Here is a 17,299-nt window from a genome sequence, read left to right on the forward strand (position 1 = left end):
GGCTGATTGCCTCACATCCGCGCCAACTTAGTCGGTTTCCCGGCCGAAGGCCAAGCCGGCGCGACGTGACTTAATCATGTTACACGGGATCGGACTCTTCGGATGCGCCACACATCACTTTTTTTGCGCCGCAGTGTAAAGCCCGGCATGCTCGCTCCGCAGCCGCGCCTTTTCGATCTTGCCCATGGTGTTGCGCGGCAGCCGGTCGACCACCAGCACCCGCTTCGGGCATTTATAGGCGGCGAGGCCGGCGCGCAGGGCCGGCAGGATCCGGGCCTCTTCCGGCCGCGGGGCCCCCTGGGCCGGCTCCACCACCGCGGTCACCGCCTCGCCGAAATCGGCATGGGGCAGGCCGATCACCGCGCTTTCGCCCACCCCCTCCATATCGTCGAGCAGGATTTCGACCTCGCGGGGGTAGACATTATAGCCGCCGGTGATGATCAGGTCTTTCGACCGGCCGACGATCGACAGCCTGCCGTCGGCGTCGGCGCGGGCGAGATCACCGGTGCGGAAGAAGCCGTCGGCGGTGAAGGCCTCGGCGGTCGCCTCGGGGCGGCGCCAATAGCCGCGGAACACCGCCGGCCCGCGGATCTGCAGCTCGCCGGTCTCGCCGGCCGGCAGGGACATGTCGCCGGCGCCGGCGATCCGCGCCTCGATGCCGGGTAGGGGATAGCCGATGCTACCCGGGCGACGCTCGCCGTCGAGCGGGTTGGACACCACGATGCTCATCTCGGTCGCGCCATAGCGTTCGAGGATGGCATGGCCGGTCGCGGTCTGGAACCGGCGAAACAGATCGGGGCCGAGCGGGGCGGAACCGGCGGTGGCGAGCCGGAGCTTCGAACAGTCGGCGGCCCCGAAACCCGGCAGGTCGAGCAGCCGGGCATAGAAGGTCGGCACGCCCATGAATACCGTCGCCTCGGGCAGGCGGGCACGGACGCTTTCCGCCTCGAAGCGCGGCAGCAGGATCATCCGGCCGCCGGCGGCCAGGATCGTGCCGGCCGCGACGAACAGACCGTGGGCATGGAAGAGTGGCAGGGCGTGGAGCAGAACGTCGGACGAGGTCATGCCCCAGGCGGTGCACAGCGTCTCGACATTGCTGCGCAGGTTCTCGTGGCTGAGCAGCGCGCCCTTGGGCCGGCCGGTGGTGCCGGAGGTGTAGAGCATCGCCGCCGGATCGTCAGGCCCGAGATCGGGTGCTGGCGCTGCGATGCCGCCGGCGATCGCGGCATCGGCCGCAGCGGCCAGGTCACCCTCGCCCCGGGTGCCGAGGGTGCGGAGCGCGGTGGCCTCGGGGATTGCCGCGCGGCACTGATCCACCGCGGCCGGGTCGGTGACGAAGATCCGGGGCTCGGCATCGGCGAGCAGGGGGCCGAGTTCGGCCGGGGTATAGGCCGTGTTCAGCGGCAGGAACACCGCGCCTGCCCGCAGCGTGCCGAGGAAGAGGGCGATGGCATCGACGCTCTTCTCCACTCGCACCGCCACCCGGTCGCCCGGCTGTACCCCGGCCGCAGTCAGGGCAGAGGCGAAGCCCGCCGCCCGTACCCCAAGCGCCCGCGCTGTGACCGTGCCGCCGTCGCCGGCCTCGATGGCGACGGCGTCGGGGCTGCGGGCAAGGCCCGCATCAAGAAGGGCGTGCAGGGTACGGGTCATCGGCTCGGGGCTTCCGGTGGTGGTGCAGGTGAAGGCGCGGGGGATCAGTTGCCGGTGAAGACCGGCGCGCGGCGCCCGGTCAGCGCGGCCAGACCCTCGGCATAGTCGGCGCTGCCATTGCAGGCGGCGATCGCCGTGCGGGCGGCGGTGACGGCGGCGGCGTCCTCGGGGCGGGTGGCGGCGCGAACCGAGCATTTCGACGCCCGGATCGACAGCGGCGCGTTTTCGCGCAGCGTGTCGAGGATCGCCTCGACATGGCCGTCGAGCGCGTCGACGGGCAGCACGGCATTCACCAGCCCCATCGCCTTCGCCGCGGCGGCGTCATAGCGCTTTGCGGTCATCAGCAATTCGCGGGCGGGGGCGGCGCCGATCGCATCGACCAGCCGGCGGACGCCGGTTTCGTGGTAGCCGATGCCGAGCCGGGCGGCCGGGATGCCGAAGGTCGCGCGCTCGTCGGCATAGCGCAGGTCACAGGCCAGCGCGACCCCCATGCCGGCACCGATGCAGGCGCCGTGGATCAGCGCAATGGTCGGCACCGGCATCGCTTCCAGCGCCGCCGAGGCGGCTTCCACCGCCGCATCGTACCGCTTGGGCCCCTCGGTGCCCGACCGGGCCTCGTTGAACTCGCTGAGATCGGCGCCCGACACGAAGGCGCGCTCGCCATGGCCGCGGACGACCACGGCGTGCAGCTCACCCGGCTTCATGTCGCGCAGTCCGGCCAGATGCTCTGCCATCGCCACCCACATGCCGTAGCTGACGGCATTGCGCTTGGCCGGGTTGCGGATTTCCAGCACGGCAACGCCGCGGTCGAGGGAAAGCGTGACCGCCGGGGTCTCGGCGGCCTGGGTCTGGTCGGTCATCTGTCTGCCTTCCGGGGAGGGGATCCTGAGGGGTGTGACGTCCGGGTCGAACGAAAACTCAGCCGGTCTCGGCAAGGCCGGGCGGCGGGCGAAGGATGAAGTCGCGCAGCACATCGCCCTGGATGACGACATGGGCGCGCATCAGATCGGCGGCGCGGTCGGCCTCTCCGGCCAGGATCGCGGCCATCACCTCGCCATGCTCGTCGTCAGACCGGCCGAGCCGGCCGGGGCTGCGGCCCTGATGCAGGCGATAGGGCCGCAGCCGGTCGCGCAGCCGCCGGGTTTCCTGTTCCAGATAGCGATTGTGGGCGGCTTCGTAGATCAGCTCGTGGAAGCGCTCGTTGATTTCGTAATTGGCGTTCACGTCGCCGCCCACCGCCTGGGCATGGGCGTCGGCGCAGGCCTGCTGCAGGGCGACACGGCCACGCTCGGTGATCCGGCGGGCGGCGAGGCGGGCGCAGAGCCCTTCCAGCTCGGCCATCACCTCGAACATTTCCAGCACCGACGACATGGTCGGCCGGGCGACCACCGCGCGCTGCCGGGGGCGGGTTTCGATCAGCCCGCTTTCCGCCATCCGCCGCACCGCCTCGCGCACCGGCGTGCGGGAGACGCCATAGCGGTCGGCCAGATGGGTTTCCTCGATGACGGAACCTGGCGGCAGCTCGCCCGACAGGATGTCGTCGGCCAGGCGCTTCTGAACGCTTTCCGCGATCGTGGGGCGGCGTGGGCGGGTCTGCTCGGTCATCGGGTCCCGGATCCGGTTTGCGGGTGCATGCGTCTGCACATTCTAGGGTGCGGTCGTCCAAAGTGTCGCGGCTTCGGGTGCGGCGCAATAGTATTCCTTTTGCAGTGCAATGCATCCCGTATTTAGAAAAGTATATACACTTTGATCGGCGCCGCCTACACTGATGTTCATCACGAAGCCGGCCGGGCGAACCGGCGGCGATCCCTCGGGGAGGACCTTCATGAAAGTGATCCTGGCCGGCGCCGACCGCCTGGCCCGTGCCGCCTTTGCACTCTCGGCCGTGCTGGTGATGTGCCTGGCGGTGTTCGTGTTCTACGAGGTGGTCGCCCGCTATGTCGTCGGCCGGCCGACCATCTGGGTGAACGAGGTCAGCGGCTATCTGCTGGTCGCGACCACCTTTCTTGCCGGTGGCTGGGTCCTGCGTCAGGGCGGCCATGTCCGCATGGAAATGCTGGAAGAGATGACCGGCCCGCGTGGCCGGGCGGCGCTGGCGCTGTTCGGCAACCTGATCGCCGGTGCCGTGGGCGCCGCCATGACCTGGACCGGCGCCTGGATGGCCTATGACAGCTGGGATTTCGGCTGGGAAAGCCCCACCATGCTCGCCACCCCGCTCTGGCTGCCGCAGGCGGCGATCCCGGTGGGGGCGGCCGTGCTGACCCTGTCGGCGCTTGCCGGGGCGCTGGATGCCGTCACCCGTCTGACCGGTTCCGCCGCGGCACCCGAGGTGCGGTCATGACCGGTGGCATCGTCGCTCTTATCCTGCTGCTGGGCTTCGTCTTCTTTGCAGTACCGATCGGCTTCGCACTGTCGGGTGCGACGCTTGCCGGTCTGCTCGCCTTCGGCGATGCGGGGGCGCTGACGGCGCTTTCCAACATCAGCTGGGGGGCCACCTCGGAATTCGTGCTGACCGCGGTGCCGCTGTTCATTCTGATGAGCGAGATCATCAGCTTCACCGGCATCGGCCGCGACCTGTTCCTGGCGATCGAGCGCTGGCTGGGCCGGCTGCCCGGAGGGCTTGCCATGACCGGCGTGGTGGCCTGTGCCGCCTTCGGCGCCGTCGCCGGCACCGGCGTCGGTGTGGCGGCGGTGATCGGTGGCGTGGCCATCCCCGAAATGGTCCGCCGCGGCTATACGCGCGAGATGTCGACCGGCACGGTCGCCGCCTCCAGCGCACTCGGCATGATCATCCCGCCCAGCCTGCCGCTGATCCTTTATGGCGTGGTGACCGAAACCCCGATCGCCGATCTGTTCCTGGCCGGCCTGGTGCCGGGGGCGCTGATCATCGCCGCCTTCTGCCTGTACATCATGGTCGCCGTCTCGCTGGGCCACGGCATCGAGCCCGACGCGCCGCGGCCGCGCTTCACCTGGGCGGAGCGGCTGGCCTCGATCCGTCTGGCCGGCCCGACGGTGGTGCTGATCGTGGCGGTCATCGGCAGCATCTATGCCGGCATCGCGACGCCGACCGAGGCAGCTGCCGTGGGCGTGATCGGCGCACTGCTGCTGGCGGCCGTGTCGGGCAAGCTCAACTGGCCGGCCTTTCGCACCGCGCTGGTCAATGCCACCCGCACCTCCTGCATGGTGATGTTCGTGCTGATCGGCGCCATGCTGTTCGGCTATCTGCTGGGCCTGCTGCGCGTGCCCCAGGGGTTGAGCGACTGGGTGCTGCATATGGGCCTGTCGCGCTGGGCCGTCTTCGCCCTGCTTATGGCGGCCTATTTCGTGCTCGGCATGTTCCTGGAGGTCACCTCGATCATCCTGATCACCATGCCGATCGTGTACCCGACCATCATCAAGCTGGGCTTCGACCCGGTCTGGTTCGCGATGGTGCTGATCGTGAACATGTCTTTCGCCGTGATCACGCCGCCGGTCGGGCTCTGCCTGTACGTCGCCAAATCCTGCCTGCCCGGTACCAGCATTTCCCAGGTCGTGCGCGGCACGCTGCCCTTCATGGGGCTGCTGGCGGTGGTGATCGTGGTGCTCTGCCTCTTCCCCGAACTCGTCACCGGCTTTATCCGCTGACGCCTGCCGGCCGGCGGCCCCGAGGCTGCCGGCCCAAAACCCAATGACAGTCGAACTCGTCCCAAGGGAGGACACGCCATGCCCCTGTTCCGGACCAATGCGCGCCGCCCGCGGCTGCGCGCCCGGCTCGCCGCCGGTGTCGCCGCGGCGACCCTCGCCCTGATCTCGGCCGGTGCCGCGAGTGCCGCCGAGGTGACACTCCGCTTCGGCCATTATTTCGCGACCGAGGATTTCCGCGGCCGTACTGCGCAGTACCTGGCCGACCGCATCCAGACCCTGTCGAAGACGATCAAGGTCGAGGTCTTCCCGGCCGAGAGCCTGGTGAAGGGGCGCGAAGGGCTGCAGGCCACGGCCCAGGGCACCGTCGACATGTATTCCATCTATGCGGGCTACATCACCGGCCAGGCCAAGCTGCTCAACATCTTCACCCTGCCGTTCCCACCGGCGAGCTATGACGATGCCGCCCAGGCGAAGTTTGCGGCCGATCCGGAGGTCCGTGAGGTCATCGACCGCTCGCTCGGCCGCTTCGGCGTGCGCATGCTGGGCGTGATCAACAGCTCGGGCGATGTCGGCATGTTCATGCGCGACCCGATCGAGAGCGTCGCCGACCTGAACGGCCGCAAGATCCGCGGCGCCGGCGGCCTCTCCGACGAGGCGCTGCGTGCCATGGGCGCCTCGATCGTGTTCATGAGCGCGGCCGAACAGTTCCTGGCGCTGCAGACCGGCACGGTCGACGGCATCGCCACCACCTGGTCGTCCTATGTGAACAACAACCTCGCGACCGTCGCACCGGTGCATGTCGACGCCAATCTGGTGCGCTCGCCCTATCTGCTGATCATGAACGGCCGCAAATGGCAGGCGCTGGATGCCGAGCAGCAGAAGGCGGTGGAACAGGCGGTGGCCGAGACCATCACCTGGTCGACCGAGAACTTCAAGGCCGAGCAGGACAAGCTCTATGCCGAGATCAAGAAGCTGGCCAAGGTGAGCCAGGATCTTTCGGCCGAGGATCGCGCCCGCATCGACGAGCTGATGAAGCCGATCTATCAGGGCTATGTCGATGCCCATGGCGAGGACGGCGCCAAGCTGATGGAGCTGTGGAAGCGCTATGCCGGGGTCTCCTGATCGGGATCAGGCGGGCCGGACGGCAGGCGAGGGGGCCCTGCGCGGCCCCCTTGCCGGGCTGACCGTGCTCGACCTGTCGCGGGTGCGCTCGGGCCCGGCGGCGACGCGACTGCTCGCCGACTGGGGTGCGCGGGTGATCCGCATAGAGCCGCCCGAGACCGCTTCGGGCGGCGACGGCATGATGGGGCGCGAGGGCAGCGATTTCGCCAATCTGAACCGCGGCAAGGCCAGCATGACGCTGGACCTGAAGGCGTCGGAAGGGCTGGATCTCTTCCGCCGTCTGGTCGCGCGCGCCGATGTGGTGATCGAGAATTTCCGCCCCGACGTGAAACAGCGTCTCGGCATCGCCTGGGAAGATCTGAAGCCGATCAACCCCGCCCTGGTGATGGCCTCGATCTCGGGCTTCGGCCAGGACGGGCCCTATGCCGGGCGGCCGGGTTTCGACCAGATCGCCCAGGGCATGGGCGGGCTGATGTCGGTGACCGGGCTGCCGGGGCAGGGGCCCGTGCGAGCCGGCATCCCCGTGGCCGATCTGACGGCGGGGATGTTCTGCGCGCTGGGTATTCTGGCGGCCCTGCTGCATGCGCGTGCAACCGGCGAGGGCCAGTGGCTGCACACCTCGCTGCTGGAAGCCCAGGTCTTCATGATGGACTTCCAGGCCGCCCGCACCCTGGTTGAGGGCGAGGTGCCGGCCCAGGCCGGCAACAACCACCCGACCTCGATCCCGACCGGTGTTTTCCCAACCGCGGACCGGCCGATCAATCTGGCGGTGGCGGGCGAGGTGATCTGGCAGCGCTTCTGCAAGGTGGCGGCGCTGGAGCATCTGGCGGCCGACCCCGATTTCGCCGATCGCGACGCGCGGCTGGCCAATCGCGATCGGCTGAATGCCCTGATCGCCGACCGGCTGAAGGCGCGGCCTGCGGAAGACTGGACGCGGGTGTTCAACGAGGCCGGCGTGCCGGCCGGGCCGATCAACGACATGGCCCAGGTCTTCGCCGATGACCAGGTCCGCCATCTGCGGCTTGCAACCCCCGTCGACCTGCCGGGGCACGAGACGGGCAGCACGGCGCTGCTGCGGCTGCCGGTCACGCTGACCGCGACCCCGGGCGGCATCGCGGGGCCGCCGCCGGCGCTCGGCGCCGATACGGATCGCGTGCTGAGCGATCTGGGTCTTGCCGCCGATGCGATCGACGGCTTGCGGGACCGGGGCGTCATCTGATCTGATCTGACCGGTCCGTCACCGTCCTCGATCGAGGGGAAACACGCCTATGTCCATGCCCGAAGCCGGGCGCATCCGCGTCGACACCCAGGGCGCGGTCGCCACCCTGGTCATCGACAATCCCGACCGGCGCAATGCCATCGGCCTGCACATGTGGCACGCGATGGCCCAGGCGCTGGACGAGCTTTCGGCCGATACCAACATCCGCGCCCTGGTGATCCGGGGCGAGGGCAGCCGCGCCTTTGCCTCCGGGGCCGATATCTCCCGCTTCGACCAGGAACGGTCGGAGCCGGCGGGCGTGCAGGCCTATGCCGAGGCCACGAGGTCGGTGCTGCATCGCATCGCCCGCAGCCGGCTGCCGGTGATCGCGATGATCCACGGCGCCTGCGTCGGCGGCGGGCTCAACCTTGCTCTCGCCTGCGATATCCGGATCTCCGACGAGCATGCGGTCTTCGCCATTCCGGCGGCGAAGCTGGGCGTGGGCTATGGCCGCGAGGCGCTGGCCCGGCTTGCGGCCGCGGTCGGCCCGGCCCGGGCGCGGGAGATGGTGGTCTCGGCCCGCCGGCTGGAGGCGAGCCAGGCCCTGGCCTGGGGGCTGGTCTCGGATGTGGTGCCGCATGTGGCGCTGGCCGATGTGGTCACCGAACGGGCCCAGGTGCTGGCCGGTCTGGCGCCGCTGACGATCATGGCGGCCAAGCTTTCGGTCGAACATGTGCTGCTGGGCGACCCGGCCATGGCCCAGGCCGCCGATCTGGCGGTCGATGCCTGCTTCGCCAGCGACGACTATGTCGAGGGTCGGCGGGCCTTCGGCGAGAAGCGGGTGCCGGTCTTCGACGGCAGATAGAGGCACGGAGCGTTCCCTTAATGCGGCGAGGTTGCAGACTGCCGGCTTGACGCCGGAGGCGCCCTCGCCGGATCATCGGCGGGTCACGCGACCAGCCAGGGGAGTGCCGGTGTTCACTTTCGACGGCCTGCATCCGCAGGCGCAGCTGTTCATCGACATGCTGCGCGCCAGCCCGCCACCGCCCTATGACCAGATGGCGCTGGGCGAGGCGCGCGCCCTGTTCCGCGACACCATGCTCCGCTTTCGCGGCCCCGTGCAGGGCGGTGTGGCGGTGAATGCCCTGGTGCTGAAGGGGGCCGCCGGCGACCGGCCCGCGCGCATCTATCGACCGGATGGTTGCGACGGAAGCCCGGCGCCGGCCCTGCTGTTCCTGCATGGCGGCGGCTGGGTGCTGGGCGATCTCGACACCCATGACGACATCTGCCGCCGGCTGGCGGTCGGATCGGGGGCCGTGGTCATCTCGCTCGATTACCGTCTGGCCCCCGAACATCCGTTTCCGGCCGGGTTCGACGATGCGGTCGCGGCCTTCCGCGATCTGGCGGGGCGGGTGGGCGCGCTGGGGCTGGACCCGGCCCGGCTGGCGATCGGCGGCGACAGTGCCGGCGGCAATCTGGCGGCGGCGGCCGCGATCGCGCTCCGCGATGCCGGCGATGCGGTGCAGCCGGTCTTCCAGCTGCTGATCTATCCCGCGACCGATCTGGGCACCGGCGAAAAGCGCGAGAAGAAGCCCGGCGAGGGGCTGTTCCTGACCGAGCGGCTGCTGCGCTGGTTCCGCGCCTGCTATATCCCCGATCATACGGTTTCGCTGGAAGACCCGCGGCTGTCGCCGATCCACGCGCAAAGCCTGGCCGGGCTGCCGCCCGCCCATATCCTGACCGCGCGTTTCGACCCGCTGCAGAGCGAGGGAGAGGCCTATGCCGCGGCGCTGAAGGCGGCCGGCGTTGCGGCCGACCACCATTGCGCCGAAGGCATGTTCCACGGCTTCCTGCACATGACCGCCTGGTTCGCCGATGCGCGCAGCGCCATCGACGGTCTGGCCCGGCGGCTGGCGCAGGGGCTGGCTGTCGCGACCCCCGGGAGATGAGGCGGTGATGCCTGGCCTGCCGCAGGTTCTGCTGGTCAGACCCGAGGGCGATGCCCTGGCCGCCGCCGCCTGGCGGACCGGCCTTGCCGCCGTGACCGCGGCGCCGCCGATCGAGGTGACGGCGTCGGATCTGCCGGGATGCCTGGCCGATCATCCGGGCCTGCTGATCGTGATGCCGCTGCGCCGGCCGCTGACGGCGGCCGAGGACGAGATCCGCGCCCTGCTCGGGCGGCTGCCGACCCGCCGGCTGCTGGTGGTGGCGGCCGAAGGCGACCGGCCGCCGGCGGTGCTGGCCGCGGGCCTGCTGGCGGCCGGGGCCGCCGGTGTGCTGGATGATCCGGGCACGCCCGAGGCGCTGTTCGCCGCGGTCGCCCGCAGCCTGCTGCGGATCGCCGATGGCGGCCGGGTGCTGCCCGACCAGCCCGACGCCCAGGGCCCGGGCGCCGAGCTTGCCGGCCGGATCGCCGCCGAAATCGCGGCCATCGGCTGGCGCCGCCCTGCGGCCGACGAGGACGACCCCGAACCGGTTTCCTGAGCGCCTTCCTCTCCCCCCTGAAAGGCCGATCATCATGAGCCTGCCCGACGATCTCTGCTTCGCCGACGCATCATCGCTGGTCGAGGCCTATGCCGCCCGGCGGGTTTCGCCGGTGGAGGTGGCCGAGGCCTGCCTTGCGCGCATCGCCGAGGTTCAGCCCGAGCTGAACCCCTGCGCCTTTCTCGATCCCGAAACCACCCGGGCCCAGGCACGGGCTTCGGAACTGCGCTGGATTGCGGGGGAGCCGGCCGGGCCGCTCGACGGTGTGCCGGCCACCATCAAGGACCTGCTGCTCTCGGCCGGCTGGCCGACGCTGCGCGGCAGCCGCGCGGTCGATCCCGGGCAGGACTGGGACGAGGATTCGCCGGCCGTGGCCCGGCTGCGCGAAAGCGGGGCTGTGTTCACCGCCAAGACCACCACGCCCGAATTCGGCCATAAGGGGGTGACCGACAGCCCGCTTGCCGGCATCACCCGCAATCCCTGGGATAGCGACCGCACTCCCGGCGGCTCGTCGGGTGGGGCGGCGGTGGCGGCGGCGACCGGGCTGGGCGTGCTCAATATCGGCACCGATGGCGGCGGGTCGATCCGTATCCCCGCCAGCTTCACCGGCATTTTCGGCCTGAAGCCGAGTTTCGGCCGGGTGCCGGCCTGGCCGGCCAGCCCGCTGTCCAGCGTGTCGCATGTCGGGCCGATGACCCGGACCGTGCGCGATGCGGCGCTGATGCTGGCGGTGCTGGCCCGGCCGGATGCACGCGACTGGTACGCGAAACCGTTTCCGGTCGAGGATTTCACCGCCGAGCTGGAAGAGGGGGTGCGCGGGCTTCGCATCGGCTTTGCGCCGACCATCAATGACGAGCCGGTGGATGACGACGTTGCGGCCGCGGTCGATGGCGCGATCGACGTTTTCCGCGCCGAAGGCGCGGTCGTCGAGCCGGTGACGGTGGATCTGCCCGAAACCCGCCGGATCTTCCAGATCATCTGGACCACGGGCGCGGCCCTGATGGCCGCGGGCATGAGCGACGACCAGCGCCGCCGGCTGGACCAGACCCTTATGGCGGCGGCCAATATCGGCCAGGGCTTCGACGCCGTGACACTCGCCCAGGCGCAATTCCGCCGCGCGGGGCTGGCGGCGCATATGGCCGGGCTGCATCGGCGCTTCGATGTGATCCTGACGCCGACCCTGCCGGATACAGCCTTCAAGGCGGGCCGCAACCATCCGGGCGATCCGGCGGCGACCACCTGGAACGACTGGACGCCCTTTACCTACCCCTTCAACCTGACCGGCCAGCCGGCGGCCTCGATCCCCTGTGGCTTCGATCGCGACGGCCTGCCGGTCGGGCTGCAGATCGTGGGGCCGGTGGGGGCGGATGCGCTGGTTCTGCGGGTGGCACGGGCCTTCGAACGGGTGCGCCCGATCCCCCTGCCGCCGCGCAGCGCCGCGGACTGAGCCCCGCCGTCACTGGCGGGAAAATAAACCATGGGTATAATGATCGCCGGATATAGCTCTCGAAACGAGAAGAGTGCCAGAACGAGACTGGTCCGGACGCTCAGACCTGCGGCGGCCCGCGCCCGGTGGCCGGGATGTCGCGCAGACAGGAGAGGACGATGACGGAGATCATCCTCCATCACTACGACTCGTCGCCTTTTGCCGAGAAGGCCCGGCTGATGCTGGGCTTCAAGGGGGTGACCTGGAATTCGGTGGTACAGCCGATCTGGGCGCCGAAGCCGAAGCTGACGCCGCTGACCGGCGGCTATCGCCGCACGCCGGTGATGCAGATCGGGGCCGATGTTTATGTCGACACCAATCTGATCGCCGAAGAGCTGGAGCGCCGCCATCCGCAGCCGACCCTGTTCCCCGAGAACGGCACCGCCGCCGGCGGCTGGGGCGGCCTGCTCGCCTTCTCGCTCTGGGCCGAGCGCATGCTGTTCTGGCCGGCGGTGCGCTATGCCATGGCGTTCAATGCCGACAAGCTGCCGCCGGAACTTCTGGAAGACCGTGCGCGGATGAACGGCGCGCCGCGGGCCGATGTGGAGCGGATGAAGGCGGCCGCGCCGATGTTCAAGGAACAGCTCCACAATGCGCTCGCCGTGCTCGACGATGCGCTGGGGCAGGGCACGCTCTATCTGTTCGGCGACGAGCCGAGCCTGGCGGATTTCGCCGCCTATCATCCGATCTGGTTCCTTGAGAACAACGGCCGCAAGGTCGGCGGGGTGATGGCCGAATATCTGAACGCCCAGGCCTGGAACGGCCGGGTGCGGGAGTTCCGCCACGGCACCCGCATCGAGATGGAGCCGGATGCGGCACTCGCCATCGCCCGCGAAGCGACCCCGCTGCCGCCCGAGACGGTGGGGGAGGCGGACGACAACGCCCCGCAGCCGGGCACGAGCGTGACGGTCACGCCCGAGGATTTCGGCAAGGACCCGGTGGCCGGCGAGGTGACCGCGATCAGCCGGCGGCGGATCAGCATCCGGCGCGAGGATCCCGAGCTGGGAGAGATCGCCGTACACTTCCCCCGCATCGGCTACGTTGTCCGACCCGCCTGAACGGTATACCGTAAGCGCCGCCTGCCGGATGCCGCCCGCGAGCCCGCTCGCGGGCGGCATCGTCGCGACGGCCGCCCCACATCCCTTGCCGGAGCCGTTTCATGACTCGGATCGTCGACTGCTACCTGCCGCTGATGTCGCCCTGGGCTTATCTGGGCCATGACCGCTTCGTGGCGATCGCCGATCGTGGCCGCGCCGTCATTCGCTGGCACCCGGTGGATTTTCCGAAGATCTTCGCCGCGTCGGGTGGCGTGCCGCTGAAACAGCGGCCGGTGCAGCGCCAGACCTATCGCATGTACGAGCTGAAGCGCTGGCGCGACCGGCTGGGCGTGCCGCTGGAGCTGGAGCCGCGCTTTTTCCCGGTCGACGACACCCGGGCCGCGCATCTGGTGCTGCAGGCCATGGCCGAGGGTGTGGATCCCGCCGGGCTGATCGGCGGCGTGCTCGGCGCGGTCTGGGCCGAGGGGCGTGATATCACGGATGCCGAAACGCTGGCCGACCTGCTGCGGCGTGAGGGGCTGGATGCTGAGCTGCTCGATCGCGCCGATGCGGCGACCGCGGATCTGGCGGCGAAGCGCGCCGCCATGACCGACAACGCCATCGCGGCCGGCGTGTTCGGCGCGCCCACCTATATCTTCGACGGCGAACCCTTCTGGGGCCAGGACCGTCTCGACTTCCTGGCCGAGCGCCTGGGCGTCACGCTGGATTGACGCCTGCCGCCGCCGGACCATCTCTCCCCCCGCATCGGGGGCAAACACAACAAGACGTCCTCCCCTGCGCCGCCCGCGCGCCGACGCGGCGGACCCTATCCTTCCGCTTCCGGAGATGAGCCATGCCTGACCAGACCATCATCGACGTCAAGGGCGCCCGGGTTCCGGCGCTCGGCTTCGGCACCTGGCAGATCACCGGCCGGGCCTGCGTGCGTGCCGTGCGCACCGCGCTCGACCTCGGCTACCGGCATATCGATACCGCGCAGATCTATGACAACGAGGCCGAGGTCGGCGAGGCGATCGCCGAGTCCGCGATCGACCGCTCGGAAGTCTTCCTGACCACCAAGGTCTGGTATGAACGACTGGCCGCCGGCACGCTCGAGGCGTCGGTGGAAGAGTCGCTGAAGAAGCTTCAGGTCGATCAGGTCGACCTGCTGCTGATCCACTGGCCGAATCCGAAGATCGATCTGGCCGAGACCATGCGCGCGCTCGAAGGCGTGAAGGCGGCCGGGCGGGCGAAGCTGATCGGCCTCAGCAACTTCCCGGTCGCGCTGATGAAGCGCGTGGTCGAAGAGCTGGGCGTGGACGTCGCCGCCGATCAGGTGGAATACCACCCCTATCTGAACCAGGATCCGGTGCTGGCCTATGCCCGCGCCCATGGCATGATGGTCACCGCCTACAGCCCGCTGGCCCGCGGCAAGGTCGCCGACGACCCGGTGATCCGCGAGATCGCCGAGGCCCACGACGCCTCTCCGGCGCAGGTGGTGCTGCGCTGGCTGATCGATCAGCCCATGGTCAGCGCCATCCCGAAGGCCGGCAGCGAAGCCCATATCCGCGCCAATCTGGCAGCACTCGACATCCGGTTGAGCGATGCCGAGCGGGCGAAGATCGATGCGCTGCGCGGCAACGGCCGGATGATCAATCCGTCCTTCGCACCCGAATGGGACGCGGCCTGATCAGCCGTGGTGGCCGGCGCAGGGCAGGGGCTGCCCGCGCGCCGGCCTCCGTATTTCAGTCGGCGAAACCCTGGAAGGTTGCGAAGCCTTCCACCGGTTCACGCGGGGTCTGGAGCCGGGCGGTCACGTCGTCGGGGTTGCCATGGCCGATGGCGATGCCGCAGACCACCTGTTCGGTTTCGGGATAGCCGATCTCATCGCGCAGGATGCCGTCATACATGGCGAAGGCCGCCTGCGGGCAGGTCTGCAGGCCCATCGCCTCGGCCGCCAGCAGGACCTGACCGACGAAGATCCCGACATCCACCCAGGATCCCTGTTCCATGTCGCGGTCGATGGTGACGATCAGCCCGACCGGGGCGTCGAAGAAGGCGAAGTTGCGCCGCTCCTGCGCCTGCATGCGGTCCTGATCGCCCTTGCCGATGCCGAGCAGGCCGTAGAGCGACCAGCCGAGCGCCCGACGGCGATCCTGATACGGCGCCCGCCACTTCACCGGATAGTATGTATAGCCCCAGGCGGCGCGCGGGGCGCCGGCGGCGTGGTCTGCGGTCAGTGCAGCCACCACGCGCGCGCGGGTGGCACCGGCCAGAACGTGGACTTTCCAGGGCTGGATGTTTGATCCGCTGGGGGCGCGGGCCGCCAGTGCCAGGATCCGTTCCACCGTTTCCCGCGGGACCGGATCGGGTCGGAAGGCGCGGGTGCTGCGCCGGCCGGCCATGGTTTCTCCCACGCGGCGCGATGCAGCCGCCACGGCTGCGGCGATACGGGCCGGATCTTCTGAATTCGTCATGGGCTCCGTCCATGTTTCCTTTACTCTCCTCGGGCAGAATGCCATGAAAACTGGTCCGTTGCGCCCTGCCCGACGCGCTTCGGAACCATGCGTGGCGCGGCGGCGACGTTCGCGCCGGGTTTCCGGTGACGGCCTTCGGAAGGGCGGCTGACATATGTTTCTGGAGTTCGCCCACGACGCTGGCGGGCATTATGCCGAAAGCGGCTACGATACGCGGCTGGTCGTGCTGTCGGTCGTGGTCGCGCTGTTCGCGTCCTACGCGGCGCTGCAGACCGCCGGCCGGATTCCGACCGCAGGGCCCCGGATGCGCACGGTGTGGATCACAGCCGGCAGCGTGGTGCTGGGCGGCGGCATCTGGTCGATGCATTTCATCGGCATGCTTGCCCATGAACTGCCCTTTCCGGTCGATTACGACCTGGACCTGACCGTCGGCTCGCTGATCATCGCCGTGGCGATGACCTGGCTGGGGCTTGCCTGGGTATCGCGGGCCGGGAACCACCCGGGGGCCCTGCTGGGCGCGGGGCTCGCAACCGGCACCGGTGTCGTGGGCATGCACTATATGGGCATGGAAGCCATGCACATGCCCGCCCGGCTGCTCTACGAGCCCTGGACCTTTGCGCTGAGCGTGGTGATCGCCCTGGTCGCGGCCACCGCAGCCCTGGCCATCGCCCGGCGAGAGGTCTCCATCCCGGCCAAGCTGGGGGCCTCGGTGGTCATGGCAGTGGCGATCTGCGGCATGCACTATACCGGCATGGCGGCGGCGCGGTTCGAGCCGGCCCAGACCATCGCACTCGGCCGGCTGCTGTTCCTCGAAGCCTCGGCCCATGCGGTGCATCCGCAGGTCATCGCCGTGCTGGTGGCGGTCGGCGCGGCACTGGTGGTCACCATCATCATCGCCTCGGCTACCATCGACAAACGCTTCGCCCTGTCGGCCGCGCGCGAGGCGGAGACGCTGCGCCTGGGCAGCCGACGGATGTCGGCACTGCTGGCGACCGGATCGGATCTGATCGTGGTTGCCGATGCCGATCACGCGATCATGGACGTGGTGGGCCCGGCCGATCTGGTTGCGATCGCCCGCGCCCGGCCCCTGGTGCGGATGGTGGTCGCCGAGGATCGGGATCGCCTGCGCGCGCTGTTCGAGCGTGTGCTGACCGGTGGCGAACGCACGGCGACCGAGGAATTGCGTGTCGATATGGGCGCCCGAGGGGTGCGGGCCTGCGACGTGAAGCTCCGCGACCTGCGCGACGAAGCGGCGGTGGCGGCCCTGGTGGTGACCTTCCACGATGTCGAGGAACGCGCCGCAGTGCAGGCGGCGCTTGCCGAGGCGCGGGATCTGGCCGATGCGGCCAGCCGGGCGAAGTCGCGCTTCATCTCGATGATGAGCCACGAACTGCGCACGCCGCTGGCGGCGGTGCTGGGCTATGCCGATCTGATGACGGCGCGCCTGCACGGGCCGCTCGGTTCCGAGGTGTATGACGGCTATGTCGACGAGATTTCCCGCGCGGGCCGGCGGCTGATTTCGGTGGTCGACGCGATCATCGGGCTCGGCCGGATCGATGGCGGCGAAGAGCGCTGCGAACTGCGCAGCTTCGATGCCCAGTCCGCCATCCGGTCGGTGATGCGGAGTGCCGCAGATCGGGCGCGTCGCGGCGGTGTCCGGCTGGACCATGTCGATGACGGGCCGGTGGAGGTTCTGGGCGATCCGCGGCTGGCGGTGCGGGTGCTCGACTATCTGATCGACAATGCCATCAAGTTCACCGAGGCCGATGGCGAGGTGGTGCTGCTGGTGGAGCGGCGCGAGGACGGCACCGGCGCGATCACCATCACCGACAGCGGGTCGGGCATTCCGGCCGAGAGCCTTGACCGGGTGACGGACGCCTTCTTCCAGGCAGATGACGGCCTCTCGCGGCGCTTCGAGGGCGCCGGCCTTGGCCTGACCGTCGCCAAGGCCCTGGCGGAACTGCAGGGCGGGCGGATCGAGATCGAGAGCACCTACGGCTTCGGCACGGTCGCGCGGCTGGTGCTGCCGCTGTCGGACGATGCCGGGCCCGACGGCCCGGCCGGTCCGGACGCCGAGGTGGAGGATGCCCTGGGTTGACTGCCGTGGCGGGCGGGCTTGGCGAGGGCGGCCCAGTTGCTTCATGATGCGTGACAGATGCGGCCGGCTTGGGCCGCAGCCCCTTCACGCCGGGAGTGACGACCGTGATCCAATCGACGACGGCCC

Annotated in this window: 16 protein-coding genes; 12 read left to right on the forward strand and 4 right to left on the reverse strand. The window is 69.7% G+C overall.

What is annotated here, in order from left to right:
- Positions 1–114: 114 nt before the first annotated feature.
- From CMO28_RS07520 to CMO28_RS07530, 3 genes are read right to left on the reverse strand one after another with little or no spacing between them, the layout of a single operon-like run.
- Positions 115–1,650 carry an AMP-binding protein gene (locus tag CMO28_RS07520; RefSeq protein ID WP_296711916.1) on the reverse strand — a complete coding sequence of 512 codons (1,536 nt, stop codon included), beginning with the start codon at positions 1,648–1,650 and terminating at the stop codon, positions 115–117.
- Between the two features lie 44 nt (positions 1,651–1,694).
- Positions 1,695–2,510, reverse strand: coding sequence for an enoyl-CoA hydratase-related protein (locus CMO28_RS07525; protein ID WP_296711919.1), 816 nt, complete (start codon positions 2,508–2,510; stop codon positions 1,695–1,697).
- A gap of 58 nt (positions 2,511–2,568) precedes the next feature.
- Positions 2,569–3,255, reverse strand: coding sequence for a GntR family transcriptional regulator (locus CMO28_RS07530; protein WP_296711922.1), 687 nt, complete (start codon positions 3,253–3,255; stop codon positions 2,569–2,571).
- 220 nt (positions 3,256–3,475) lie between these two features.
- Between CMO28_RS07530 and CMO28_RS07535 the strand changes: the two genes are divergently transcribed.
- The 11 genes from CMO28_RS07535 (at position 3,476) to CMO28_RS07585 (ending at position 14,288) form a co-directional block, all read left to right on the forward strand.
- Entirely contained in the window at positions 3,476–3,991 is a 516-nt protein-coding gene (locus CMO28_RS07535) for a TRAP transporter small permease subunit (protein WP_014744923.1), read from the forward strand.
- Entirely contained in the window at positions 3,988–5,274 is a 1,287-nt protein-coding gene (locus CMO28_RS07540) for a TRAP transporter large permease (protein WP_296711927.1), read from the forward strand. The genes CMO28_RS07535 and CMO28_RS07540 overlap by 4 nt, the downstream gene beginning before the upstream one ends.
- A 78-nt stretch (positions 5,275–5,352) precedes the next feature.
- Entirely contained in the window at positions 5,353–6,396 is a 1,044-nt protein-coding gene (locus tag CMO28_RS07545) for a TRAP transporter substrate-binding protein (protein WP_296711930.1), read from the forward strand.
- Entirely contained in the window at positions 6,380–7,615 is a 1,236-nt protein-coding gene (locus CMO28_RS07550) for a CaiB/BaiF CoA transferase family protein (RefSeq protein ID WP_296711933.1), read from the forward strand. The genes CMO28_RS07545 and CMO28_RS07550 overlap by 17 nt, the downstream gene beginning before the upstream one ends.
- Before the next feature lie 49 nt (positions 7,616–7,664).
- Positions 7,665–8,459 carry an enoyl-CoA hydratase gene (locus CMO28_RS07555; protein ID WP_296711936.1) on the forward strand — a complete coding sequence of 265 codons (795 nt, stop codon included), beginning with the start codon at positions 7,665–7,667 and terminating at the stop codon, positions 8,457–8,459.
- Positions 8,460–8,568: 109 nt separating this feature from the next.
- Positions 8,569–9,543, forward strand: coding sequence for an alpha/beta hydrolase (locus CMO28_RS07560; protein WP_296711939.1), 975 nt, complete (start codon positions 8,569–8,571; stop codon positions 9,541–9,543).
- Positions 9,544–9,550: 7 nt separating this feature from the next.
- Positions 9,551–10,078: a hypothetical protein gene (locus tag CMO28_RS07565; RefSeq protein WP_296711943.1), complete on the forward strand. Its 528-nt coding sequence runs from the start codon at positions 9,551–9,553 to the stop codon at positions 10,076–10,078.
- A gap of 34 nt (positions 10,079–10,112) precedes the next feature.
- Complete coding sequence (locus CMO28_RS07570) at positions 10,113–11,525, forward strand: amidase (RefSeq protein WP_296711946.1); 1,413 nt, start codon at positions 10,113–10,115, stop codon at positions 11,523–11,525.
- 158 nt (positions 11,526–11,683) lie between these two features.
- Positions 11,684–12,622, forward strand: a complete 939-nt coding sequence (locus tag CMO28_RS07575) for a glutathione S-transferase family protein (RefSeq protein WP_296711949.1) — start codon at positions 11,684–11,686, stop codon at positions 12,620–12,622.
- A 101-nt stretch (positions 12,623–12,723) separates the two neighbouring features.
- On the forward strand, positions 12,724–13,332 hold the full coding sequence (locus tag CMO28_RS07580; protein ID WP_296711953.1) for a 2-hydroxychromene-2-carboxylate isomerase: 609 nt from the start codon (positions 12,724–12,726) through the stop codon (positions 13,330–13,332).
- A 122-nt stretch (positions 13,333–13,454) separates the two neighbouring features.
- Positions 13,455–14,288, forward strand: a complete 834-nt coding sequence (locus tag CMO28_RS07585) for an aldo/keto reductase (protein ID WP_296711956.1) — start codon at positions 13,455–13,457, stop codon at positions 14,286–14,288.
- A gap of 55 nt (positions 14,289–14,343) precedes the next feature.
- On the opposite strand, the gene CMO28_RS07590 is transcribed toward CMO28_RS07585, so the two are convergent.
- Positions 14,344–15,003, reverse strand: a complete 660-nt coding sequence (locus tag CMO28_RS07590) for a nitroreductase (RefSeq protein WP_416370962.1) — start codon at positions 15,001–15,003, stop codon at positions 14,344–14,346.
- 226 nt (positions 15,004–15,229) lie between these two features.
- Between CMO28_RS07590 and CMO28_RS07595 the strand changes: the two genes are divergently transcribed.
- On the forward strand, positions 15,230–17,173 hold the full coding sequence (locus tag CMO28_RS07595) for an MHYT domain-containing protein (RefSeq protein ID WP_296711961.1): 1,944 nt from the start codon (positions 15,230–15,232) through the stop codon (positions 17,171–17,173).
- The last annotated feature ends 126 nt before the right edge of the window (positions 17,174–17,299 follow it).

Source organism: Tistrella sp. (genome assembly GCF_002684955.1).
Classification (GTDB): Bacteria; Pseudomonadota; Alphaproteobacteria; order Tistrellales; family Tistrellaceae; genus Tistrella; species Tistrella mobilis.